This is a genomic window from Candidatus Goldiibacteriota bacterium HGW-Goldbacteria-1, assembly GCA_002839855.1.
GTDB lineage: Bacteria > Oederibacteriota > PGYV01 > PGYV01 > PGYV01 > PGYV01.
The window spans coordinates 155,062-180,044 of sequence record PGYV01000005.1 but is presented as its reverse complement, the minus strand read 5'-3'; the positions used below and the strand labels follow the sequence as shown (position 1 = coordinate 180,044).

22 protein-coding genes are annotated in these 24,983 nt (G+C 42.5%); all 22 read left to right on the top strand.

The genetic code is table 11. The annotated features are described in order from the left end of the window. The 22 genes from CVV21_06740 (at window position 1) to CVV21_06635 (ending at window position 24,938) form a co-directional block, all read left to right on the top strand. Window positions 1-2,004, top strand: a complete 2,004-nt coding sequence (locus tag CVV21_06740; GenBank protein ID PKL91717.1) for a ferredoxin — start codon at window positions 1-3, stop codon at window positions 2,002-2,004. 21 nt (window positions 2,005-2,025) lie between these two features. Then, window positions 2,026-3,720, top strand: coding sequence for a hypothetical protein (locus tag CVV21_06735; GenBank protein ID PKL91716.1), 1,695 nt, complete (start codon window positions 2,026-2,028; stop codon window positions 3,718-3,720). Beyond that, the gene (locus CVV21_06730) at window positions 3,704-4,873 is read left to right on the top strand and encodes a hypothetical protein (protein ID PKL91715.1); all 1,170 of its coding nucleotides are present in this window, start codon (window positions 3,704-3,706) and stop codon (window positions 4,871-4,873) included. The genes CVV21_06735 and CVV21_06730 overlap by 17 nt, the downstream gene beginning before the upstream one ends. A gap of 347 nt (window positions 4,874-5,220) precedes the next feature. Next, the gene (locus tag CVV21_06725) at window positions 5,221-5,769 is read left to right on the top strand and encodes a hypothetical protein (protein PKL91714.1); all 549 of its coding nucleotides are present in this window, start codon (window positions 5,221-5,223) and stop codon (window positions 5,767-5,769) included. Between the two features lie 397 nt (window positions 5,770-6,166). Next, a complete protein-coding gene (locus CVV21_06720) occupies window positions 6,167-6,535 on the top strand; it encodes a hypothetical protein (GenBank protein ID PKL91713.1) in 369 nt (122 codons plus the stop codon). Window positions 6,536-6,747: 212 nt separating this feature from the next. Next, entirely contained in the window at window positions 6,748-7,725 is a 978-nt protein-coding gene (gene rfaD / locus CVV21_06715; GenBank protein ID PKL91712.1) for an ADP-glyceromanno-heptose 6-epimerase, read from the top strand. A gap of 276 nt (window positions 7,726-8,001) precedes the next feature. After that, on the top strand, window positions 8,002-9,006 hold the full coding sequence (pta, locus tag CVV21_06710; GenBank protein PKL91711.1) for a phosphate acetyltransferase: 1,005 nt from the start codon (window positions 8,002-8,004) through the stop codon (window positions 9,004-9,006). 25 nt (window positions 9,007-9,031) lie between these two features. Then, window positions 9,032-10,252, top strand: a complete 1,221-nt coding sequence (locus CVV21_06705; protein ID PKL91710.1) for an acetate kinase — start codon at window positions 9,032-9,034, stop codon at window positions 10,250-10,252. A gap of 258 nt (window positions 10,253-10,510) precedes the next feature. Next, complete coding sequence (locus CVV21_06700; GenBank protein PKL91709.1) at window positions 10,511-11,398, top strand: carbohydrate kinase; 888 nt, start codon at window positions 10,511-10,513, stop codon at window positions 11,396-11,398. A 357-nt stretch (window positions 11,399-11,755) separates the two neighbouring features. Beyond that, window positions 11,756-12,325 carry an indolepyruvate oxidoreductase subunit beta gene (locus tag CVV21_06695; GenBank protein ID PKL91708.1) on the top strand — a complete coding sequence of 190 codons (570 nt, stop codon included), beginning with the start codon at window positions 11,756-11,758 and terminating at the stop codon, window positions 12,323-12,325. Beyond that, window positions 12,322-13,629, top strand: a complete 1,308-nt coding sequence (locus tag CVV21_06690; protein PKL91707.1) for a phenylacetate--CoA ligase — start codon at window positions 12,322-12,324, stop codon at window positions 13,627-13,629. The genes CVV21_06695 and CVV21_06690 overlap by 4 nt, the downstream gene beginning before the upstream one ends. Window positions 13,630-13,642: 13 nt before the next feature. After that, complete coding sequence (locus CVV21_06685) at window positions 13,643-14,074, top strand: hypothetical protein (GenBank protein PKL91706.1); 432 nt, start codon at window positions 13,643-13,645, stop codon at window positions 14,072-14,074. Window positions 14,075-14,143: 69 nt separating this feature from the next. After that, a complete protein-coding gene (locus tag CVV21_06680) occupies window positions 14,144-15,682 on the top strand; it encodes an indolepyruvate ferredoxin oxidoreductase subunit alpha (GenBank protein ID PKL91705.1) in 1,539 nt (512 codons plus the stop codon). Next, a complete protein-coding gene (locus CVV21_06675; protein ID PKL91704.1) occupies window positions 15,664-16,383 on the top strand; it encodes a hypothetical protein in 720 nt (239 codons plus the stop codon). The genes CVV21_06680 and CVV21_06675 overlap by 19 nt, the downstream gene beginning before the upstream one ends. Before the next feature lie 145 nt (window positions 16,384-16,528). Then, a complete protein-coding gene (locus CVV21_06670) occupies window positions 16,529-19,834 on the top strand; it encodes a hypothetical protein (GenBank protein ID PKL91703.1) in 3,306 nt (1,101 codons plus the stop codon). Window positions 19,835-20,087: 253 nt separating this feature from the next. Then, a complete protein-coding gene (locus CVV21_06665) occupies window positions 20,088-21,281 on the top strand; it encodes a cytoplasmic protein (protein PKL91702.1) in 1,194 nt (397 codons plus the stop codon). A 189-nt stretch (window positions 21,282-21,470) separates the two neighbouring features. Further along, a complete protein-coding gene (locus CVV21_06660) occupies window positions 21,471-22,409 on the top strand; it encodes a 2-dehydropantoate 2-reductase (protein ID PKL91701.1) in 939 nt (312 codons plus the stop codon). 132 nt (window positions 22,410-22,541) lie between these two features. Beyond that, on the top strand, window positions 22,542-23,042 hold the full coding sequence (locus tag CVV21_06655) for a hypothetical protein (protein ID PKL91700.1): 501 nt from the start codon (window positions 22,542-22,544) through the stop codon (window positions 23,040-23,042). Window positions 23,043-23,052: 10 nt separating this feature from the next. Further along, on the top strand, window positions 23,053-23,265 hold the full coding sequence (locus CVV21_06650) for a transcriptional regulator (protein PKL91699.1): 213 nt from the start codon (window positions 23,053-23,055) through the stop codon (window positions 23,263-23,265). Between the two features lie 16 nt (window positions 23,266-23,281). Then, a complete protein-coding gene (locus tag CVV21_06645; protein ID PKL91698.1) occupies window positions 23,282-23,569 on the top strand; it encodes a hypothetical protein in 288 nt (95 codons plus the stop codon). Window positions 23,570-23,580: 11 nt separating this feature from the next. Beyond that, the gene (locus CVV21_06640) at window positions 23,581-24,006 is read left to right on the top strand and encodes a hypothetical protein (GenBank protein PKL91697.1); all 426 of its coding nucleotides are present in this window, start codon (window positions 23,581-23,583) and stop codon (window positions 24,004-24,006) included. Then, window positions 24,003-24,938, top strand: a complete 936-nt coding sequence (locus CVV21_06635) for an NAD(P)-dependent alcohol dehydrogenase (protein ID PKL91696.1) — start codon at window positions 24,003-24,005, stop codon at window positions 24,936-24,938. Before CVV21_06640 ends, CVV21_06635 begins: the two co-directional genes overlap by 4 nt. The last annotated feature ends 45 nt before the right edge of the window (window positions 24,939-24,983 follow it).

The following is a 24,983-nucleotide window of genomic DNA, read 5'->3' as shown; positions in this document are numbered from 1 at the left end:
ATGGAAAATACAAAAGTGTTAATTGACGGCAGGGATGTAAAGTGCGAAGGCGAAAAAAATCTGCTTGAAATAATAAGAAAGTCCGGCATAGAACTGCCCACTTTCTGCTATCATTCGGAGCTTTCCGTATACGGCGCGTGCAGGCTGTGTATGGTGGAAGTGGAAGGCAGGGGGCTTCAGCCGGCGTGTTCCACAATTCCGGAAGCGGGGATGAAGATAAAGACCAACACCGAAGAGATAAGAAATATGAGAAAGATAATTGTTGAACTGCTTCTGGCCAACGGCAACCATGACTGTGTGACCTGCAGGAAAAGCGAGCACTGCCAGCTTCAGACACTGTCCAGAAGGCTTGGCATACAGGAGGTAAGGTTTAAGAAAAGGGAGCAGTCTAAACCTGTGGATGCTTCGGCATACAGCATAGTAAGGGACCCTTCCAAATGCGTGCTGTGCGGCGACTGCGTAAGGATGTGCGCTGAGGTTCAGGGAGTAGGAGCTATTGATTTTGCTTTCCGCGGCAGCAAGTGCGAAGTGGTGCCAAGTTTTGGCAGGGATTTAAATAAGGTTGAATGCGTTAACTGCGGGCAGTGCGCAAGGGTATGCCCGACGGGCGCCCTTATAATTAAAAGTGAAGTTGAAAGCGTATGGAAAGATATTCATGACAAGGAAAAGACTGTTGTGGTGCAGATTGCGCCCGCGGTAAGGGTGGCGCTTGGTGAAGAGTTTGGTTTAAAAACAGGGGAAGCAGTAACAGGGCGTATAGTGGCAGCGCTTAAGATGATGGGTTTTGATAAAGTATATGACACTTCTTTCACTGCAGACCTGACAGTAATTGAAGAGGGCAATGAATTTATTGAAAGGGCGGGAAAAGGCGAAAAACTGCCGCAGTTTACAAGCTGCTGCCCTGCATGGGTAAAATTCGCGGAGCAGTATTACCCGGAATACCTTGGCAACCTTTCCAGCTGTAAGTCGCCCCAGCAGATGTTTGGAAGCGTGGCAAGAGAAATGCTGCCTGCCGCATTAAATATTCGGCAGCAGGATTTAAGCGTGGTTTCTATAATGCCGTGTACCGCGAAAAAATTCGAGGCCAAAAGGCCGGAATTCATAAAGGACAAAATCGCGGATGTGGACCACGTGCTTACCACAAGGGAACTTGCCAGAATGATAGGCGAATGTGGAATTGATTTTAAAAATCTTACTCCGGAATCTTTTGATATGCCTTTGGGATATAAGACCGGCGCCGGTGTAATTTTTGGAAGCAGCGGAGGGGTCACAGAAGCGGTGCTGCGGTATGTGGCAGAGAAAGCAACAGGTACAGCGCTTGAAGGATACGAGTTTAAAAACGCCAGAGGGGAAGACGGCATAAGGGAATTGTCTGTGGAACTTAACGGCAGGACCTATAATCTGGCTGTTGTTCACGGGCTTATGAACGCAAGGCGTATGCTGAAAAGCGTAAAGAACGGCACAAAAAGTTATGACCTGGTGGAAGTAATGGCTTGCCCGGGCGGCTGTATTGGCGGAGCCGGACAGCCCTGTTATAAGGAAACAGATATAAAAAAGGAAAGGGCCAAAGGCATTTATGAAAATGACAAAATGCAGCAGCTTCACAAATCGCAGGAGAATCCGTATATAAAGGAACTTTACGAAAAACATGGTTTTAACGACCACAAGAAAGCGCATGAACTTCTGCATACAGGGTATAAAAACAGAAAAAGAACGGATTCTGACGGCATACTTGTATGCGGCGGAAAAACCCCGGATGCACTTAAAATTGAAGTGTGTTTTGGAACCGGGTGTTTTATAAGGGGCTCACAGGATATGATGAAAAAGATTGTAGCGTATCTTGAAGAAAATGGAATTAAAGACAAAACAGAAGTCAGGGCAACGTTCTGCTTTGAAAGGTGCGACAGGGGGCCGGTAGTAAGAGTCGGCAGAAAAGTAATTGAAAAAGGGGATTTGGAAAGCGTGCTGAGAGAAATTGACAGCAAAGTGAAAGCGGCGGTCTGACGCGCAAAAAGGAAGTGGCGTATGAGCGAAACACAGGTTGTATTTACACTTACAGCAAAATGCATGGACTGTTACAGGTGCCTTAAAGTATGCCCTGTAAAGGCCATTAAAATGAAAGACGGGCAGGCACAGGTTGACCCAAACCTGTGCATTGCCTGCGGCACCTGCGTGCGGGAATGCCCGCAAAAAGCAAAGGCGTATCTAAGCGGCGTGGAAAGCGCAAAGCGCGCGATAGAAAGCGGCAGCGCAGTGGCAATGGTGGCGCCTTCTTTTGCCGCGTTTTATGATAAATGGGAAAGGCTGCGTTTTATCGGCGCGTTACGAAGGCTGGGCTTTAAGCTGGTGGAAGAAACCGCGGAGCACGCGTATGACGTTTCTATGAACGTGAAAACAATAGCCGGAAATGCAAAAAGAAAACACATCTGCACCGCCTGCCCCGCGTTTACGCAGTTCGCGGAAAAATACCGTGAAGATGCAGTGGAGCTGCTGACGCCGGTTGTCTCGCCCATGATTCAGCACGCCAACGAAATATTCATGAAATATTCCGGGATGATGAAGCCGGTTTTTATCGGCCCGTGTATAGCAAAGAAAAAAGAGGCTTTAAAGTATCCGCAGCTTCTGGAAGCGGTGCTTACATTTGAAGAAATAGAAAAGATGTTTGAAGAAAAGGGGATTGAACTTAAAAACTGCGAAGAAAGTTTTTTTGACGGAGGCGTAAAAGGGCATGCAAGGTGGTATCCGCTTGGGGGCGGGCTGTTAAAAACCGCGTATGGCGATGATATTTCCGCGGTAAAGACCTGCGTTCCGGAAGGTTTTACGGAGATTGAAGATGCGTTAGAATCTGTAATTGAAAGTGATGAAGGTATTATTGTAGAGCCTCTCTTCTGTAAGGGGGGGTGCGTGAAAGGGCCGGGCGGAAGAAAAGACGTAAATTTTTACGTCGCAAAAAAACGCCTTGCAGAGTATATAGAATCCGCTCCTGTGAACGGTGAAGCGGGTTTTAAGCCGGTGATGAAAGCGGAATTTTTATTTAAAAGCGCCAAAGGCGCGGACATTACGGAAGCGGAAATAGAAAAGATGCTTGAAAAGACAGGCAAAGGCAATCCCGCGCAAAGGCTTAACTGCGGCGCCTGCGGATATGAAAGCTGCAGGGAAAAAGCCATAGCCGTAATAAGGGGAATGGCAGAACCGGAAATGTGCATGCCTGTGATGCGCAGGCTGGCGGAACAAAGGACAGACAGAATAATAGAAACAAGCCCTAACGGGATAGTGATAGTGGACAGGGAGATGAAAATAATAAAGATGAACGCCGCGTTTGGCGCAATGTTTCGGTGCGCGGGCAGGCAGGGCGCGCATGTTTCTGATGTAATTGACCCGCTGCCTTTTGAAAAACTTGCGTCTGAAACAGAAGATATGATTCAGGAAACTGCTGCCCATCCAAGGGCGGGGATTACCTGCCATCAGATATTCTACAGGATGAAAGAAGAAAACCATTACGTGGGAATTTTTGTTGATTTGACAAGGCTTACAAATACGGATAAAAGGCTTGCGGAACTTAAGGAAAAAACAATTAATCAGGCTAAACAGCTTCTGGAACACCAGCTTAAAATGGCGCAGGACATGGCGCTTTATCTTGGCGAGAACACCGCAAAAAGCGAAGAACTTCTGCACAGGCTTGTTGTAGCCGCGGGCGGTAAAGATGAAAACAGAAAATAAAACAGGGATGCTTTACACAGACTGCCACAATTTATGCGCGGTTAAAACGGGTTATTCCGCGTGCGGGGATTATTTTGAAGTATTCAGGGACGCGCGCGCGGTAACGGCAGTACTGGCGGACGGGCTTGGTTCCGGCATAAAGGCCTCTGTTGCATCCAGAATGGCGTGCGCATCCATAATTGGAATGATAAAAGCCGGGTTTAGCATGAAAGAAGCTGCGGCGTGCGTTATAAAAACTGCGCGCAGGGTTAAAGAAGGCGGTAAAGCCGCTTATTCGGCATTCACGGTTATAAGAATATTAAATGACGGCGCTGCCGGCGTGATAACTTATGACGCGCCTATGCCGGTTTTAATCACGGGAAGGCAGGCGTACGTTCCGGAGATGAAATATACAACGATAGAAGGCCAGGTTGCCGGGGAATTAAATATAAGATTAAAGGAAGGCGACGGGCTTATTGTAATGTCGGACGGCATCACACAGGCAGGAATGGGGCGCGACCTGCCGTTTGGCTGGACAGAAGAAGGTGTACGCGACTTTGTAAGCGGAAGCCACGCCGCGGGTTTTAAGGAAAATGAAATGCCGGAGCTGCTTGTAAACAGGGCTGCCGCGGTATCCGGCGGGTATCTTCACGATGACGCAAGCGCGGCGTATTTTTCCTGTAGAAAAGGAAGGGTAATGAATATATTTACAGGGCCGCCTTCTGAAAAAAATAATGACGCTGCCGCGGTAAGTGAATTTATGGCTGCGGACGGTATTAAAGTGGTATGCGGCTCCACCACTGCGGATATTATTTCCAGGGAAGCGGGAATAGACGTGGGCTATGGCAAAACATATACGGGTTTTTTCAGGCCTCCAAAATATTTTATGAAGGGCATTGAAGTGGTCACAGAAGGGGCGGTTGTGTTAAACCAGCTGTATAATATTATAGATCAGGAAAGTTTAAAACTTGACCGTGAATCGTGCGTGACAGAAATAGCCGTGCTTGCAAGGGTTTGTGATGTAATAAACATATATATAGGAAAGGCCTTAAACCCCGGGCATAATGACATTGCCTTTACCCAGCTTGGAATCCTGCCAAGGGAAGTGATAGTTAACATGCTGGCGGAGAAATTAAGGAAGATGGGAAAACTGGTGGTAATAAAAGAGGTTTAAGGGGTGTGTTGTTTAGGTTTGTTTTTGTTTTTGCCTTGGTAGCCGCACCCTTCAGGGTGCGTTGTTTTTAGATTTTTGGTTTGCGTAGTGGTAGACGCGGGTCTTTAGCCCGCGGCAGTTGATTTAGATTTTAAGATCTGGCATTTCGTTGATGTCTTGGTAGCCGCGCCTTTTAAGGATCGTTGTTTTAGGATTTAACCGTCTCTTCTCCACTCGCACGCTCGCTTCAACCGCGGGCTAAAGACCCGCGTCTACCAAACCTTCTGTCCCACTATGTCTATTAAAACGCAGATTGTGTTAATTGGCGGTATGTGATAAATTAATCATATAATCATGGCGGAGGATGTATGAAGAAAACTATAATTATTTTATCTCTCTTTTTATTAATACTTATAAGAAAAACAATACCGGACACTTCAATTTCTTCATCCAATTCAATTGGGATTATGTTTAGAAATTCCAGTAGTGTTTATGTAAGAGATGCTATGGATGAAATGCTGCGGCTTAGAAACTGGATAGAAACGGACATAGTTGAAAATGCTTTATTTACAAAGGTTTTTATAGATGAGGATGCGTCTAAGGGTCAAATTCTTATGATTATAGAACCGGTGACATTTTATAAGGTTGAAAAGGGAGGTAATGTTGGAGCTTATATAGCTGCATCTTATATTTCTCCTCTTTTTTACACAATGTTAAGAAATTCAAGATTTACAGTAAACGTAAAATTATACAATAGAAAAACAAAAACTAAGATAGCTGAAACGACGGTTACATCAGAGGATAAATCAGGACAAGGGATTTCTGCGGATATGATTTACTCTGTTGATATGGTTGCGGAAAAAGTAAAAGAATTCCTGTTGGAATGCAACGGAGCAGAAAATTTATTAATAAACTGACTAATAAACTGACACCGTGCCTTGACGCGTGACATTATTAAAATAAACGCTAATAAAATATAAGGTTTCTCGCATTTGTTTGTAAATAAAGCGATTTTCGCAGCCGCGCCTTTTAAGGCGCGTGTCCTTTTTATTTAAAAATAATCTATAAAGTTAACTGCCGCACCATTAAAGGTTTGCTTGCCGGAACAAAAACGTTATTAAGTTTAACTTCCGTCTGTTCGTACTGATAAAAATGTGGATTGAGTTGATTGGAGATATGTGATAAATTTATTCAACAATCATGGCGGAGGATGTATGAATTATAAGAAAAACAATACCGGACACTTCAATTTCTTCATCCAATTCAATTGGGATTATGTTTAGAAATTCCAGTAGTGTATATGTAAGAGATGCTATGGATGAAATGCTGCGGCTTAGAAACTGGATAGAAACGGACATAGTTAAAAACTCTTTATTTACAGAGGTTTTTATAGATGAGGAGGCGTTTAAGGGCCAAATTCTTATGATTATAGAACCGGTCACATTTTATAAGATTAAAAGGTACAGTAATATTGGATATTATCCAATGGTTAGAACTTCAAAATTTACAGTAAGCATAAAATTATACGATAGAAAAACAAAAACTAAGTTAGCTGAAACGACAGTTACATCAGAGGATGAATCAGGACAAGGGATTTCTGCGGATATGATTTATTCTGTAGATATGGTGGCGGAAAAAGTAAAAGAATTCCTATTGGAATGCAGCGGAGCGGAAAATTTATAGTGTTTAGGTGCTTGGGAAATTAAATGATTTAAGTTATTAAATGAGAGCGTCTTAATAATATCTTTTTGCGTCTTTTCTTTCTCGGCCTTTATCTATTGGATATGGGATAAAAGTTTATGGGTTAGATCCTTATATCAATCCACGAAATAATAGAACAAAAACACACTTTGTTGTATAATAATTAATATTATTAAATAACCAGGAGGAATATTATGATAGCGGTAACAGGCGGAGCGGGATTTATAGGAAGTGCCATAATATGGGAACTTAACCAGCGGGGGATTACGGATATTCACGTGGTGGATGAGCTTGGCACGGATGAAAAATGGAAAAACTTAAACGGGCTTAAATTTTCGGATTACGAAGAAAAAGAGAGTTTCATTAAACGCGTGGTATATGACGATAAACTGCTTCGTGACTCTTTGGAAGGCGTGATTCATATGGGTGCGTGCAGTGCGACCACGGAAAAAGACGCGTCTTTTCTGATAGAAAACAATTACAAATATACACAGGTAACAGGCAAGTGGTGCGCAAAGTATGGAAAGAAGTTTGTTTACGCAAGTTCTGCCGCCACTTACGGCGACGGAGCGCAGGGGTTTGACGACGCGCACGAAAAAATAGAATCCTTACGGCCGCTTAATATGTACGGTTATTCCAAACAACTTATGGACCTTTGGGCTTTAAAAAGCGGCATAATATCAAAAATGGCGGGCGTTAAGTTTTTCAATGTATTTGGGCCGAATGAATACCACAAAGACGACATGAGAAGCGTTGTGCATAAAGCGTTTGGACAGATAAACGCGACAGGCAAGATTCAGCTGTTTAAATCCCACAAAAAAGGGTATGAAGACGGCGGGCAGTTAAGGGATTTTGTTTACGTTAAAGACGCGGTTGCCATGACATTGCACGCGTATGACAAAGGATTATCCGGTATCTATAATGTTGGCACCGGAAAAGCAAGAAGTTTTGCAGACCTTGCGAAAGCAACATTTAACGCGATGGGGAAACCGGTAAATATAGAGTACATAGACATGCCGGAATCAATAAGGGAAAAGTACCAGTATTTTACAGAGGCGAAAACAGACAAAATCCGCGCGGCGGGCTTTAACGGCAAAATACACACCCTTGAAGAGGGTGTTAAGGATTATGTTCAGAATTACCTTATGAAGGATAATCCGTTTTTAGGATAGGGAAACATAGCGATTTAAGCTATAAGCAGATAAGCAGAAGCGATAACATAAGCAAAAAGCAGATAAGCAATTAAGCATTAGCGAAATCAAAGGCGTTATGTTTCCGCTATAGCTTAACTGCTTAATGTTTATGGCTTATGCTTAGGTGTTTCCGCTATAGCTTAATTGCTTAATCTGCTAAAGTGCTATGTTTTGTGCCGTTTTCTCTTTACAAAACCCCGTTGCGGTTTTATAATCAATTTGTTTTTATAACAATCATAATAAGGAGAATCAAAGATGGCATCATTTATGGAGCAGGTTTTTGAAAAAGCAAAGAAAGACCCCAAAAAAGTAGTCCTTCCGGAAGGTAATGATGAAAGAACAGTTGAAGCGGCGGCGAAGTGCGCGGAAATGAAGATAGCGGATATAACCATCCTGGGAAATCCGGATAAGATAAATGAAATTGCAAAAAATAAAAACCTTAAACTTGACGGGGTTAAGATATTGGACCTTGCAAACCTGCCGAATATTCAGGAATACGCAAATGAATTTTATGAAATGAGAAAAGCAAAAGGCGTCACCCCGGAACAGGCAATGGAAATCATGAAAAAAGACGTCTACTACGGAGCAATGATGGTAAAAAAAGGCGTTGTTGATACGTTTGTAGCCGGCGCGGTTAACACCACTTCGGATGTTTCAAGGGCGGCTATTTATCTTATAGGAATGAAACCCGGGATTAAAACTCTTTCCAGTTTCTTTGTTATGATACTTCCGGATAAATCTTTCGGCAAAGACGGCGTGCTGTTTTATTCTGACGGCGGATTTGTAATAGACCCTGATGAAAATCAGCTTTCTGACATTGCGGTAACAACAGGAAATACATATAGGGAGTTAATGGGAGAAGAGCCAAAAGTGGCAATGCTTTCATTTTCCACAAAAGGAAGCGCCAAACACGCAAGGATAGACAAGGTTATTAAAGCACTGGAGCTTGCAAAACAGAAAGACCCTTCAATGATGATAGACGGAGAAATGCAGGGCGACGCGGCGTTAATACCCGCTGTAGGCGCGAAAAAAGCGCCCGGTTCCGCGGTTGCGGGGCAGGCAAATGTCCTGATATTCCCGGACCTTGATTCCGGAAATATAGCTTATAAACTTACCGAAAGGCTTGCAAAGGCGGAAGCTTACGGGCCTATTTATCAGGGGACCGCAAAACCGTGCAGCGATTTATCGCGCGGCTGCAAGGCAAGCGATATTATTAATGTAACTGCAATCAATGTTGTAAGGCTTCAGAATCACAAATAAAAAATAATATACCGGAGGTAATAATATGAAAGTTATGGTTATTAATTGCGGAAGTTCTTCGCTGAAATTCAAGCTGTTTGACATGGAAAAGAACAATGTGCTTTTAGCTGAAGGTGTCATTGAAGAAATAGGCAAAGAAAAATCCAAGTTCAATTTTAAAACGCATAAAATGAAAAAAGATGAAAAGGTGGTCAAAGAGATTAAAGCTGAAAACCACACAGAAGCGGTTGAAGCGGTTGAAAAGATTTTAATTGACCCTAAAGTAGGGCTGTTTAAGGATAAAATAGAGGTAGATGCCGTAGGCCATAGGGTTGTTCACGGCGGGGAAAAGTTCAGCAAATCCGCCCTTATCACAAAGGGTGTAAAAGAAGTAATTACAGACTGTTTTGAAATAGCGCCCCTGCATAATCCGCCAAACATGGCGGGTATTGAAGCCTGCGAAAAGATATTCAAGGATGTGCCGCAGGTGGCTGTTTTTGATACGGCTTTCCATCAGACAATGACAAAACAGGCATACATATACGGGCTTCCGTATGAACTATATGAACGTTATCACGTAAGAAAGTACGGTTTTCACGGTACGTCGCATGAATACGTTTCCAAAAGGGCTGCGGAGCTTTTAAAGAAGGATATTAAAAATACAAAGCTTATCACCTGCCATCTTGGCAACGGCGCCAGCATAACTGCTGTTAATGGCGGCCAGTCATATGATACGTCTATGGGTTTCACCCCTCTTGAAGGGCTGGTAATGGGAACAAGGACAGGCGATATGGATCCCGCGGTTGTGACTTTTTTAATGAAAAAAGAACACCTTGATGCTGACGCAATGGACAGCCTGCTGAACAAAAAAAGCGGGCTTAAAGGAATCTCCGGCGTTTCAAATGATTTAAGGGAAATTATGGAAGCGGCGAAAAATGATAATGCAAGGGCGAAATTTGCCATAGATATATTCTGCTACAGAATCACAAAATATATCGGCGCATATGCAGCTGCCATGGGCGGCCTTGACGCGGTGGTATTTACCGGCGGAATAGGGGAAAACGCAGTTGCAATCAGGAAAGAAGTATGTGAAACACTTGGTTTCCTTGGAATAAAAATTGACGATTTAAAAAACGAATCAAAAGAGAAAGAAAAAGTTATAAGCAAAGGCAAAGTGAAAGTAATGGTAATACCGACAAACGAAGAGCTTATGATTGCCATGAAGACAAAATGGGTGGCAGAAGAATCAAAGCATACGTTCAGGTAAGCTGGAAGGTTAGACGCTTGGACGCTTGGAGGATTAGAAGCTCGGCGGGTTGGTTTGGAAGTGGTAGGCGCATCCCTTTAGGGTGCGGCAGTTGATTTGGATTTGTTTTTACTTTCGACCATCCGACCTTCTGACCTTCCGACCCTCGTGTTTTATTTATGGGATATGGGATAACAGTTTATGGGATAGGAATTGATGGCCGAGAAACCGCCGTATTGGTATATTTGCGAACGGTAATCATATAAAGGATGATAATTAATGTCCAAAATAATCAGCATAGGCGAGATACTGGGGGATTTTGTCCCTGAAGGCAAAGGGCATATACTGCGGCCCGGGGGAGCGCCTTCAAATGTGGCGGTTAACCTTGCGCGGTGGGGCGCTGATGCCGCGATAATTTCAAAAGTGGGCGATGATTTTCTTGGCCGCTTTCTTACCGGTTTTGTTAAATCAAACAACGTGGATGTTTCCTGCATATATAAAATTAAAGGGTATAAAACAGGCCTTGTATTTGTGTTTCTTGACAAATCAGGGGAGCGGGATTTTACCTTTTACGGAAATCCTTCGGCAGATACGATGTTAATACCTTCTGAAGTTAAGGAAAGTTTCATAAAAAAATGTTCTATTCTGCATTTTGGTTCTATCAGCACGATGTATAAAAATAGCGGTGCTGCCACATTAAAAGGTATTACGCTTGCTAAAAAGCACGGTAAAATAGTTTCTTATGACCCTAATGTGCGGCTTAACCTTTGGGAAGGCAGGCACAACGCCGCAAAAAAACACATTAAGCGGTATTTTAAATACGCGGATATTATAAAGGTAAGCGATACAGAGCTTAAATTTTTGTTTGGCAGAATTCCGGATAAGAAAAGCATAAAGGGCGTATTCAGGGAAAACCAGCTTGTGTTTATAAGCGCGGGCAAAAATGGGTGTTATGTTAAGTTTGGGGATGTGTTTTTCCATTCGCCCGGGGTAAAAGTTAAGGCGATTGATACCACCGGCGCAGGGGATGCTTTTATGGCAGGCGTACTTTATATGGTTGATAAGATGGGAAAAGGGTTATGTCTGGATGAAAAACAACTGCGTGAAATCGCCTCCTTCGCCAACGCCAAAGGCGCGAAAGCGGCAATGAAAAAAGGGGCGGTTTGAGGTACGGATGCTTAGAGGGTTAGATGCTTGGATGCTTGGTTTAGATCTTGTAGGGGACGTGCTCCTGCGCGTCCCGCGTTAGTGTTCATCGATTTTGTTTCAAAATGTTTGGTAGCCGCGCCTTTTAAGGTGCGTTGTTTAGATTTGGTATTTTAGTATTATGTCGTGGTAGACGCGGGTCTTTAGCCCGCGGCAGTTGCAGTTGGTTTTATCAGGCATCTAACCATCCAAGCTTCTAAGCGTCTGCTCTTATTTATGGGATACAGATTTTGTAATGGATGCCGCACCATATATTGTTTACATTTCATTTTTCCTGTTGTAAAATAATCACATTTATTAATTTATTGGAGGCAGGATTTGGCTAAAATAACGAATATTCTCCTTGTCGGTGTTGGAGGGCAGGGAATTGTAAGCAGTTCTGACATTATTTCCGATATGGCGCTTGCAAAGGGCCATGATGTAAAAAAATCAGAAATCCACGGAATGAGCCAGCGCGGCGGCGTGGTTTACAGTTTTGTCCGTTACGGTGAAAAGGTCTATTCGCCGCTTCCGCTTAAGGAAGAAGTTGATTTTATTGCGTCTTTTGAAGAGATGGAAATATTGCGCTGGCAGGATTATATCAACCCAAAAACAAAAGTAATTGTAAACACCCAGCAGATTAAACCCGCTTCCTTCGCGTTTACAAAACAGGAATACCCGGACGTTAAGGGCGCTTTTAAACATCAGCATGTAAAATACATTGACGCGATTGCCGCGGCCAAAGAAGAAGGAAATATAAAATTTGTAAGTTCCGTCATGACGGGAGCTTTATGTGCTTATCTGGATTTTAACGAAAATGATTTCAGGGAGGCGTTTACAAAACGCGTCGGCAAATATACGGATGAAAATGTAAAGGCGTTTTTAAAAGGAAAGGAGTCAGTTAAATGAACTATTATTCCGCGGAAGAGTCATATTCAAGAGACCAGCTTAAAGCGCTTCAGTCTGAAAGGCTTATTAAGACTGTAGAGCGGGTTTACAATAATAACAAATTTTATAAGAAAAAAATGGATGACCTTGGGGTAAAACCTTCGGATATAAAAAGCGTTGATGACATAGTAAGGCTGCCTTTTACTTATAAGAATGACCTGCGGGATAACGACTATCCTTATGGCATGTTTTCCGCGCCGCAAAAAGACGTGGTAAGAATACACGCGTCTTCCGGCACCACGGGTAAAATGACCGTTGTCGGCTACACAAAAAACGATATAGATGTCTGGGCAACCGTGATGGCAAGGTCAATTGCCATGGCAGGCGGCACGCCCGGTGATATGATACATAACGCTTATGGCTACGGGCTTTTTACAGGCGGCCTTGGCGTTCATTATGGCGCGGAAAAACTTGGCGCGACCGTGATTCCTGTTTCCGGAGGAAACTCGCAGAGGCAGTTAAAGATAATGAAGGACTTTGGCTCCACAATTCTTACCTGCACTCCTTCTTACGCTTTAAACCTTGCCGAGACATTAAAAGAAACGCCGGAAATATCAAGAAAAGACATAAAATTAAAAGCCGGCATATTCGGCGCGGAGCCGTGGTCGGAAAATATGAGAAAAGAAATAGAAGAAGCGTGGGGAATTGACGCTGTTGATATTTATGGTTTAAGCGAAATAATAGGGCCGGGCGTTGCAAATGAATGCCTGCAAAAACACGGGCTTCACGTTTATGAAGATCATTTTATACCGGAGATAATAAATCCGGAAACCGGCGAACCGGTAAAGCCGGGCGAGAAAGGCGAACTTGTTTTTACCACCATCACAAAAGAAGCGATTCCGCTTTTAAGATACCGCACGCGGGATATAACAAGATTAATTCCCGAACCATGCAAATGCGGGCGCGGACTTATAAGGATGGAAAGGGTAAGCGGCAGGACTGATGACATGCTTATAATAAGGGGCGTTAACGTGTTCCCGTCAGAAATAGAGATGGTAATAATGAAGTTTAAAGGCGTGGAACCGCACTATCAGATTATTGTGGACAGGCCGGAGCACGGTATGGACAGGCTGGAAGTTCAGGTGGAAGTAAATGAAAGCATGTTCAGCGATGAAATAAAGGTCCTTGAACAGACTGAAAAAGATATCGCGCACGAAATTCATTCTGTCCTTGGCGTCAGCGTGAAAGTGAAACTGATGGAGCCAAAGACAATTGCCAGAAGCGAAGGCAAGGCAAAACGCATAATAGATAAGAGGAACCTATAATGGGGAGGTTATCATGAAAATAGTTCAGCTTTCCGTTTTTCTTTCCAATGAAAAAGGCAGGCTTTTTGACGTGATGGATACACTGGCAGACGCGAAGATAAACATACGCGCGCTGTCACTTGCGGAAACCGCGGATTTTGGCGTGTTAAGGATGATTGTTAATGATAATGAAAAAGCGATGGACGCCCTTAAAAAGAATAACATTGTGGTTAAGACCACGGAAATAATAGCTGTGGAAGTGCCTGACCGGCCGGGCGGACTTGCCGGCGTGCTTGCGGTATTTAAAGAGTCCGGGGTTAATATAGAATACATGTACGCTTTTGTGGAAAAAAAGGGCAATAACGCTTTAATGGTTTTCAGGGTGGATAATATAGACCTTGGAATTGAAGCGCTTACAGATAAAAAAATTAAGATTTTACAGGGAAAAGAGATAAAAAATATTTAATCATAAAGGTGTTTTGGCGGCTTAAGGCTAAACTAAAGCTGTCAGGTGATTATAAATTCAGGAGAAAAATTGAAAAAGTTACTTATGTCAGGCGATGAAGCAATAGCGCGCGGCGCTTTTGAAGCGGGCGTTTCGTGCGGTTTTGGATATCCGGGAACGCCGTCCACGGAAATAATGGAAGCATTTTCGGAATATGACGTTTACGCGGAATGGTCAATAAATGAAAAAGTGGCGCTTGAAGCCGCAACCGGCGCTTCGTTAGGCGGCGTAAGGGCGCTTGTCACAATGAAACACGTGGGGCTTAATGTCGCGCTTGACGCTTTTATGACCCTTGCTTATACCGGCATAAACGGCGGCCTTGTAATTGCAAACGCCGACGACCCGGGCATGCACAGTTCGCAGAACGAACAGGACAACAGGATTCTTGGTAAATTCGCGTACGCGCCGGTTATAGAGCCTTCATCATCAGAGGAAGCCAGGGATTTTATGATTAAAGCGTATGATTTAAGCGAGGAATTTGACGTGCCGGTGCTGTTCCGTTTTACCACAAGGATAGCCCACGCAAGGGGAGTTGTGGAAATTGATGAAAGTTTAAAACCTGAAAAGAAAAAGAAACCCATATCTGTCCCGTGGGATAAATACGTGATGATGCCGTTGAATGCAAAAAAACGCAGGGTGGTTTTAATAGACCGCTATAATAAGATGAAACAGTTTGCCGAAACGACGGACTTAAATAAGGTGGAAATGGGCGATACGGATATCGGTTTTATAACTTCGGGCGTGTGTTATGAATATGCTAAAGAGGTTTTTCCGGGCAAGTCACTCTTTAAAATCGGATTATTAAACCCGCTGCCAATAGAACGGATAAAAGATTTTGTGTCAAAAGTTAAAAAGGTATATGTGCTTGAAGAACTGGAGCCCTATATAGAGGATTATTTAAAAGCACAGGGTATAAATCTGGAAGGCAAAAGTATCTTCCCTTTAATAGGCGAACTTGATCCGGATATAATAAGAGACAGTTTTTACAAAAAAGAACACCCTAAAACAGCTTCTGCTGTTCCGCCAAGGCCTCCGTCTTTATGCGCGGACTGCGGCCACAGAGGTGTGTTTAAAGTGTTAAACGAGATGAACCTTATAGTAATGGGCGATATAGGGTGTTATACACTTGGCGCGCTTCCGCCTTTTTCGTCGCTTCATACATGCATAGATATGGGCAGCGGGTTAAGCCACGCTTATGGCGCGCAGAAAGCCGGCGAATCGCCGGAAAAAGTTGTGGCGGTAATCGGCGATTCCACATTTATGCATTCCGGAGTGACCGCTGTAATTAACCAGGTCTATAACGGCGCTGATACGCTGAACATAATTCTGGATAACCGCACGACAGCGATGACAGGAAGGCAGCCGCATCCGGGAACGGGGAAGACAATAAAAGGCGCGGACAGTTATGCTGTTGATTTTGAAAAACTTTTATCGGCAATAGGCGTTGAACATATTGCGGTCATTGACCCTCTTAAAGTGGCAGACCTTCGGGTGCTGATTAATGATTTTATCAAAAGGAAAGGCGTGAAAGTAATTATCGCAAGGCGCCCGTGCGCGCTTATAAAATGAAAAAAATAATTGTTTTTATTTTAATTGTGTTTTCTGCATGCTCCGCCGTTAATGCGGCAGACCCCGCTTTTGGGTATTTAAAGACAACCATGCTTACAGGCTGCGCGCACACTTCCGCCGGCGCGAAAGACTGGCAGTGTTTGTCTCCGTTAAGCCAGAAAGATAGATGGCAGTTCAGAATAATGCATAAGGATAATCCGTCGCAGGTGTTAAATGTAACGGGCTTGATTGAATATACCAAAGCTGAAAACGGCAAAAACTATTATTTTTATGGCGTGCCGCTGGAAAATAAAGGCAATCTTGTAAGGTTTGACAAGGATGGCGCGTATATAAAGAATTTAAAATTTCCGGTTTTCAGTTTTATATTTCTTGATGTTGAACTTCAGCCTGAAATTCATTACCTTAAGTTCCCGCCAAAGATAGGGGAGGCGTGGACGGAAATATCCACCGGTGTCGTAAAACTGCTGGGGCTTTTTCCCATAAAAGTACAGAGCAAAACTAAATTTATGGTTGATTCACAGGCGGACGTTTTATTGGCGGGCAAGCCTGTACATGTATATATCATAAAGAGCGAAATTGACAGGGGGGACGGCAAGATATTCAAAGAGGAAACCTGGTATGGCGAAGGTGTGGGGCTTATGTATTCGGATACGGAAACATATACAATGGAACTTCTGGAATATATACCGGGCAAGATTTAATTCACATCACAAATATAACAGGTTATGCCGGGCTCTTGTTTTTTAAAATATAAGTCATAGGACAGATATTCCTTTATAACATAGTGTTTTTTTGTTATAATTTCAGCAGTTTAAGGGAAGATTTTTAATATTCCGGAGGGAAAAAATGAAAAAAAAGGCAACTAAAACGGGTAAGCCTGTTTCGGTTAAACGTAAAAAGAAAGTCAAACCTGTTATAGAACCGGTTATCGCAATTTCTGAACCGCCCAAAAAAACGAATTTATTTATAAAGCTGTTTAAATTCCTCTTTGCCGTTATTTCTTTTCCTTTTAAAGCTGCGGCAAAACTTGGAAAAAAGACAAAAATGGTATTGCTGGCATTAATCGGCGCGGCCGTATTTATGGCGATGGCTGGTTTTTCCTGGATAACCCAGCCGCTTGCGGCTTTTTATGCATTTATTTTACTGCCGTTTGAATATGTACGTGTGGCGCGTTTTGACCTTGCGCTTCCGCCGTATTTTACTGTTAATTTTTTAATTTTTATTCTGTGCGCTGCATGGTTTCTTAAACAGCTTCCCGCAGATGAAAAACGTACAGCGGAAAAGCAGGCAGGTTTTAAAATTGGAATAACAATACCTCTGGTGCTTGTGGGATACGGAATACTTGTATGGCTGTTCCTTAATAATAAGCATTATATGGCGCAGAATATCCTGTTCTTCGCGCTTCTTATTATCAGCGGTTTATATTTTGCCGCGCTTGACCTGAAAAACGAACCGGTCAGCGACGCGAACGCTTTTCCTGACGCAAAAGAATTCGGCAGGCTTTTAATTTTTGCCGCTGTAATGCTTGTGGTATATATGTTTGACTGGAAATCATGGAGATACTCTTTTATCGGCGATGAATACGCGTTTTATGAATACGCAAAGGGAATGATAAAAGGTTCCACGCTGCCTAAAATGCTTTATGAAGACGGGGTTTACGGCTATCATCCGGTATGGAGTTCGGTGTATCAGTCTTTATTTATGCATATCAATCCTTTTTTTGGATGGAAGCTAAGCACTGCGTTAATACCGGCCGTCAGTATTATTCCGCTTTATCTGTGGACAAGGATGGTTTTTAATAAATCTACAGCCGCGGTGGCATCAGTGGCTTTTGCTTTTGCACTGCCGATTCTTGCTTTCGCGCATTTGTCGCATAATAACATCCATTCAATTATGCCCCTTGTGGCGGGGATATTATTTCTTGAACTTGCCATACGCAGAAATTCACATTTCTGGACATTTGTGGCTGCAGCGGTAATAGGTATGGGATGTTATTCTTTTTATTCGGGCAGGCTTGTACCGGTGTTAGGGGTCATTTACTGGTTCTTTCATCCTTTAAGAAGGCAGTATTCGTGGAACAGAATAATACCCGGAATTCTTTTGTTTCTTGGGACGATAATATTTATTGTAATCAATCCGAAGTTTGTTGACCATCTAACCATGCAGTCGTTTGTCACAGGAAGCGAAATTTCAAACCCTGCGGACAGGCCGTTGTTCCTTATAATGAATTACTTTCATGCGTTCTTTGCGTTTATATACAGGGAGTTAATGTCTCATTATGTTCCAGGCAGGACGGCCGATTTGGTAAGCGCTTTTGGAATCTTTGCCGGGCTTACTTGGGCAGTAGTGGCTTTTTTCAGGGACTGGCGCGCAAGGTTTTTGCTTGTAGGTTACGCAGTGCTTGTATTTTTTATCGGGGCTATTGTGCAGTACAGCTATCCGCCGAATACAAGGCTTATTTTCCTTTCGCCTATGCTTGCTATTCTTGCGGCGGTAGGTATTACAAGGCTGGCAGCTGCCGTGTCAAAGGGCAAAAATGGGGCGAAGATTTATAAAGGTATTCTTATTACGGTGATGGCAGGGATAATAGCTTCCAGCGCGTATAAATTTTACATTTACATGCCGAAAGTATTTCCTTACACCGCGGAAGCGGTTGCGGTAAGGTACATACTTGAAGACGGTAAAAAGAAGAGTATTGTCCTTGTCTCAAAGGAATTTCATATGTTAAACCTGCTTTCGGAACTGTATGGCTTTAGAGCAAGGTTTGAAAGGATGGACCCTGAAGTGTTTGAAGCTGTTTTAAACAGGGATGAACTTAAAGGCAAGGCGGTTATTTTATCTGCGTCCACAGCGGCCATGAAACCGGGAATAGACAACCTTGTAAAAGACGGCAAGATACTATACAACGAGATGCACAGGCAGATATTATTTGTCTATGATTTCTCTGATGAACAGTATTACGCCGCATTCAGGGAATACTGGAATACAGGAAGCACACAGTATGCGGTTGAACGCGGCCCCGTAAAAACACCTGTTGTCAGGGGAAAACTTTACTCGCCTTCATTTGCGCGGCATGAACCAAGAAGAAAAACGGCGGCAAAAATTGCAGCGGCAGACGGCAAAAAATCAAATATTTTTTCAGCTTTCGCTCAGGTAAGCGTTCAAAGCGGGGATCAGCAGGTATCACCCGGTTTTGAATACAAGCCTATAGATAATTTTTCTGGTATCTGCAAAAACACAGATTACAAAGCGCCAATACCTCTTAGAGAGGCTAAGGTTACAAAAATAAAATGTGAAGCGGAATTTGACACGCCAAGCGATATTGCTGTTTCTTTGGACGGCAATAGGATGTTCATAGCGGACGGAATGGCATACAAGGTTTATATTCTTGAGAAGCAGGCGGATATTTACAAACTTAAAAAAACCATATCTATGGCGACAAAAAAAGGTGTTTTTGGGGATGTGGATGACAGGCCGCAGGACCTTAAAGAGCATGCTTATATGGAACTGGATCAGCAGGCGGGCATGCTGTATGTTATGGATGTCAATAAAGACACCATAAGGCAGTTTGATTTTGACGGTAACGAGAAAAAGACTATAGTATTTAATTCTTTTGTTCACGGCGCAAGAAGCATAGCCCTTTCAAAAGATAACAGCACGTTTGCTGTGTCTTCTCCGGGAAAGAACCTGCTGGTGTTCTTTGGCAGTAATGGGCAGCCAATGGGCTATTACGCCACATCCACAGGCGGGTCGTGCGGGCAGATGTCGCAGCCGTGTTATGTAACCTTTGATTCAAAGGGAAACAGGTATGTTCTGGATACCATAAACAGAAGGGTACAGGTATTCAGCCCTGATATGAAATATATAAGGTCTTTTGAAATTGGAACTGCTTCCACAATTCACGGGCCGCAGATAGAGATATTTGAAAACACTCCGGAGCCGTTTATGGCAATATCCATCCAGTCCACGAAGAACATACTTTTTATCACGCTTGATGGAAAGAAAGCAAGGACAGTGGAGATGAGAGGGGATAACATGTCTTTTGTTAACCCTTCATCCATGGATGTTGATGTGAACGGGAATATATATGTCCTTGACCCAAGGACCAAAGAAATAGCTAAAGTAGAACTCCCCGCAGAACCAATGAAGTAGCAGGGGTTGTTTAATTAGTTATTTTATGTTTTTCCTTTATCGTAGAGGCGTAATACATTACGCCTGGTTCTTTTAAAACCTGGTATTTAATGTGTAATGTTTTATGTTCTTGTAGCCGCACCCTTTAGGGTGCGTTGTTTAGATTTTATTCTTGGTGTTTGTGGATTTGGGGTTTTGGGATTATTCTTTGCTTATATTTTGAATTTATTACCTGAAATCATAAAATCTCCCATAAAAATCATGGAGCTTATGTATGAAAATAAATAATCTGATTGAATTAATTAATATCACACAGAGAACTCTAAAGAAAAACGCGCTTACGGCGGTTAATGTTTCCCTTACGCTTCGAAATTGGCTGATAGGATATCACATCGTCAGGTATGAACAAAAAGGTGAAGACAGGGCAAAATATGGAAATCGCCTTATGCAGGAACTGGCAGACAGATTAAAAACTAAAAATATGAAAGGTATGTCTTTTACTAATTTGAATATTTTCAGGCAGTTTTATTTGGCATACCCTGAAATTGGACGGATTATTAATGAAAAACACTCAAAACTTATTGTAGATTCCGGAAATAACATTCTTCAGTCACTGACTGAAGAATTGACCGCATTGTCAAAAAATAACAAAACAGGCATATTAAGAATTAAAAAACTGCTATCGGTATTTTCATATACGCATTTTGTAGAATTGCTTAAAGCTGATGCTCTGCCAAAACGCATGTTTTATGAGAACGAAGCTATTTTGGGCAATTGGTCGGTAAGGCAGTTGAAAAGGCAGATGGGTTCACTTTTATATGAAAGAGCAGCACTTTCAAAGCGCAAAAGAGGACTGTTAAAAAAAACGGAATCTGTATCGGAAAAGTTTAATATTGAAGATACAATCAAAGACCCGTACATTCTTGAATTTGCAGGCTTGCGGGAAAAACCGGAATATTCCGAAAATGACCTTGAAAACGCGCTGATTAATCATATACAGGAATTTCTGATGGAACTTGGCAGCGGATTCTGTTTTGAAGGCAGGCAGTACAGGATATCTTCCGGGGGAGAACATGACAGGATAGACCTTGTTTTTTATCACAGAATCCTCAAATGCCATGTGCTTATAGACCTTAAAATAAGAGAGTTTTCACACGCCGATGCGGGTCAAATGAACTTCTATATAAACTACTTCAGGGAAAACATAATGAAACCGGGAGACAACCCTCCGGTAGGGATTATACTGTGTACGTATAAGGATAAGGCAAAAGTAAGATATTCCACAAACGGGCTTGATAATAAGATGTTTGTTTCCAAGTATAAAGTATTTCTGCCGTCAGAAAGGGAGCTGCTGCACGAACTGGAGAGGGAAAAAGAGGATTTTTTACTGAAAGAAGAGGCAGCTAAATATGGGGAACAGGACATATGGAAAGAAAGCAAGAAAAAATTTCAAACTACTAAGTTATAATATAAAACTATTTAAGAAAAAAACAATTATAAAGGCATAAATATAAAATATGAATATGCGCACTTTTAAGCCGGAGTAGGGCGGGGTGCAGGAAAGTTACAGGATGTCAAAATGAAAGAATCATATCTTGTGCGGTGATATTTTTCGGGTATTACAATCTAATGAACCCGATAATTATATGAAGGTGGGATGAAAATGAACATATCAATAATCGGCACAGGCGGGGTGGGTGGATATTTTGGCGGCAGGCTATGCGCGCTGCAGAAAATAAATCCGGATGTAAAGGTAAGTTTTTTCGCGCGTGGGCAGCACTTGGCGGCAATAAAGCAAAACGGACTGCTCTTAAAAACTGCAGATACAAGTGCTGTCTGCATGCCGCACCTTGCAACTGATAATATGAATGAAATGCCGCAGCCGGATATTCTTTTACTGTGCGTAAAAAGTTACAGTTTAAATGAAGTGCTGGCAGGGTTAAAAGACAAAGTTAAAGATAAGACAGTAATTCTTCCGCTGCTTAACGGCATAGATATATATGAAAGGGTGCGCGGTGTAATTAAAACCGGAATTGTACTGCCATCGTGTGTCTATATTGGCACGCACATAGAAAGCCCGGGAGTAATTGCCCAAAAGGGCGGCGCTGCGGTTATCATGACAGGCAAAGACCCGTTACATCCGGATACGTCAGATCCTTTTAAAAATGTTTTCCCGCCCGCCGGAATAGATTACAAATGGCTTGAGGACCAGTATACTGAAATATGGGGCAAGTATATTTTTATAGCTGCATTTGGAATGGTGACTGCCGCATACAATAAAACCCTTGGTGAAGTAACGGAATCCGGGGAACTAAGCACGATTACCCGCGGGATAATGAGTGAGATAGAAGCTATTGCAAAGTCAAAGGGTATTAATATGAAGCCGTATATAATAGAAGAAGCATTCAAAAAAGCATCAGGGTTTCCGCCTACCACAAAGACCTCTTTTCAGAGGGATTATGAAATAAGCAATAAATCTGACGAAAGGGATTTATTTGGCGGAACGGTAATCAGGCTGGGTTTGGAATATAATGTCGCGACACCTGTGGCTGTAAAAGTTAATGAACTTATAAATAAAGGTAAACCAATTTTTTAAGTTTTTTTATTGAAAAATGCATATATTTTACTGCTATTTACTAATTATTTATTGAATATCAATAAATAATACTTGACAAACAACCAATTCTCCGCTATATTTGCATCAATAAAACAAAAGGAGGATTGTGCAATGAAGTACTTCGGTAAAAAGTCGGTGTCTTCGGTTATCAGTGTTATTTTAAATGTTTCATGGTATCTGGTTCTTGTAATGGCAGTAGTGGGGGTTATAGCAATAAGCGCAATTATCTTCTCGCCTCAGATTCAGAACTTCATCTCTTCAGAAATGGCAAAGGATGCAGTTAAGAATGCCAAAGACTTAGCGGAGTGGAATGAATTCATGTCAGTTCCTCTTTTCGTCAAGATGCTTATCTTTCCTTATGGCATAGCGGTAGTCACGTTTCTTCTTTTAATCATCCGCAAGTCACGCAGCCTGTTCGAAAATTTCAGGAATGATGTGGTTTTCAATGCCGGCAATGTGCAGATAATTTCCGCCGCAAACAAACTGCTTATTGTGTTTTCTATTATTACATTTAATTTCAGCGGGCTTTTCACGTGTGTGCTTCTTCTAATGCTGGGCGAAATATTTAAAAATGCTTCCGCGCTTCAGGAAGAACATGACTTAACGGTATGAGGTGGCATATATGAGTATTGTATTCAGGCTGGACCGTGTAATGGCAGACAGGAAAATATCACTGGGCGAACTTGCCAAAAGGATAGACCTTACAGATTCAAATCTTTCTATTTTAAAGACAGGAAAGGCAAAAGCGGTGCGCATGGAAACGCTTAACGCCATCTGCAGGGAACTTAACTGTCAGCCGGGCGATATAATGGAATATAATCAGGAAGAAAAATAAAACAGGAGGGATTATCATGGCAAAAGCAAAGGCGAAAAAATCGGCAAAAGAAGTGGGCAGGAAAATAGGGGAGACAATCGGCGCGGAAATAGACAAAGAAAGGGAAAAAGGCGGATGTTGTGATAACAGGAAAACTGTGTATAAAGGCGGCGGCAATGCGGTTTATGGTTTGGGTTTTATAGGAGCGGTTATTTATTTTATCCAGTATGCCGATAGTTTCTGGATGGGTGTGCTTGGCGTCCTTAAGGCGATAGTCTGGCCGGCACTGCTTATTTATAAATGGCTTGTTATGACGGGAATATAAAGGAGATGAATATGGAAAATTCAAACGGATTAAGTTTATTTGAAAAGCCAAAATCAATTCTGTTTACGCTGTGGATATTTCTTATGATGAATTATCTTTACTGCGATGTTCTGGGGCTGTTTGACCCTGTGATTCTAAAAGGAATCGTCTCAGGTGACGGGGCGGTTCAGATGGATTCGGGCAAGCTTATGGCGGCAGCTGTGCTTATGGAAATACCGATTGTAATGATATTGCTGTCCAGGCTGCTTTCATATGGAGCAAACAGATGGGCAAACATATCGGCTGCGTTATTAATGACGCTTGTTCAGATTGGTTCGTTATTTGTGGGGTCAGGGCCTTCAAATTACTACATCTTCTTTTCTGTAATTGAAATATCATGCTGTATTTTCATTGCGTGGTACGCGTGGACGCATAACAAAAAGGAGCAGTGGATATGATAGCGGCAGTATGTACTAAGTTTGGCGCTCCGGAGGTTCTTCACATTACGGATAGTGAAAAGCCTTCGCCAAAAGATAATGAAGTGCTTGTAAAGATTTACGCAACAACAGTTGAAAAAGACGACCCTTTAATGCGAAAAATGCCGGGGCTTAACGGCATTTTTAAACCAAAACAACCTGTGCTTGGGCTTGAATTTTCAGGTATTGTTGAAGCGGTTGGCAGGGATGTAAGCGGTTTGAAAATCGCAGACGAAGTATTTGGCAATATGGGTATGAGTATGGGCGCTTACGCGGAGTATCTTTGTGTTCCCGCGGACGGGGCAGTGGTATTAAAGCCGTCAAATATGACATTTGAACAGGCGGCGTCGGTTACAGACGGCGCAATAACCGCAATTCCTTTTCTGCGTGACGCGGGTAAAATAAAAGCCGGGATGAATATACTTATTAACGGCGCGTCAGGCGGGGTTGGTTCTGCCGCGGTGCAGGTTTCCAAATACTATGGCGCAACAGTTACAGGTGTATGCAGCACGGGTAATCTTGAAACAGTAAAGAATCTTGGCGCGGATAAAGTTGTTGATTATACTGCGGCTGATTTTACTAAGACTGACGAAAAATATGATATTGTCTTTGATGTTGCAGGCAAGTCATCTTTTTCACGTTGTAAGAATATTCTGAATTCAAAAGGGGTTTTTCTTACAACAATTCCTGTTGTTGATATGCTGTTTAACAAACGGGTGAAGTTTATTGCCGCGGGCCTTAGAAAACAAAGTGATAAAAGAAAGGACCTGTCTTTAGTTAAAGATATAATAGAAGAGGGCAGGTACAAGGCTGTAATTGACAGGTCATTTACGCTGCAGCAAATAAGGGAAGCCCACAGATATGTGGAAGCCGGCCGTAAAAAGGGCAGTGTGGTAATAAAGGTTGTTGAATAAAAGTATGCAAAAGCGGTGGTTAAAACTTTGTTATTACGTGACGAT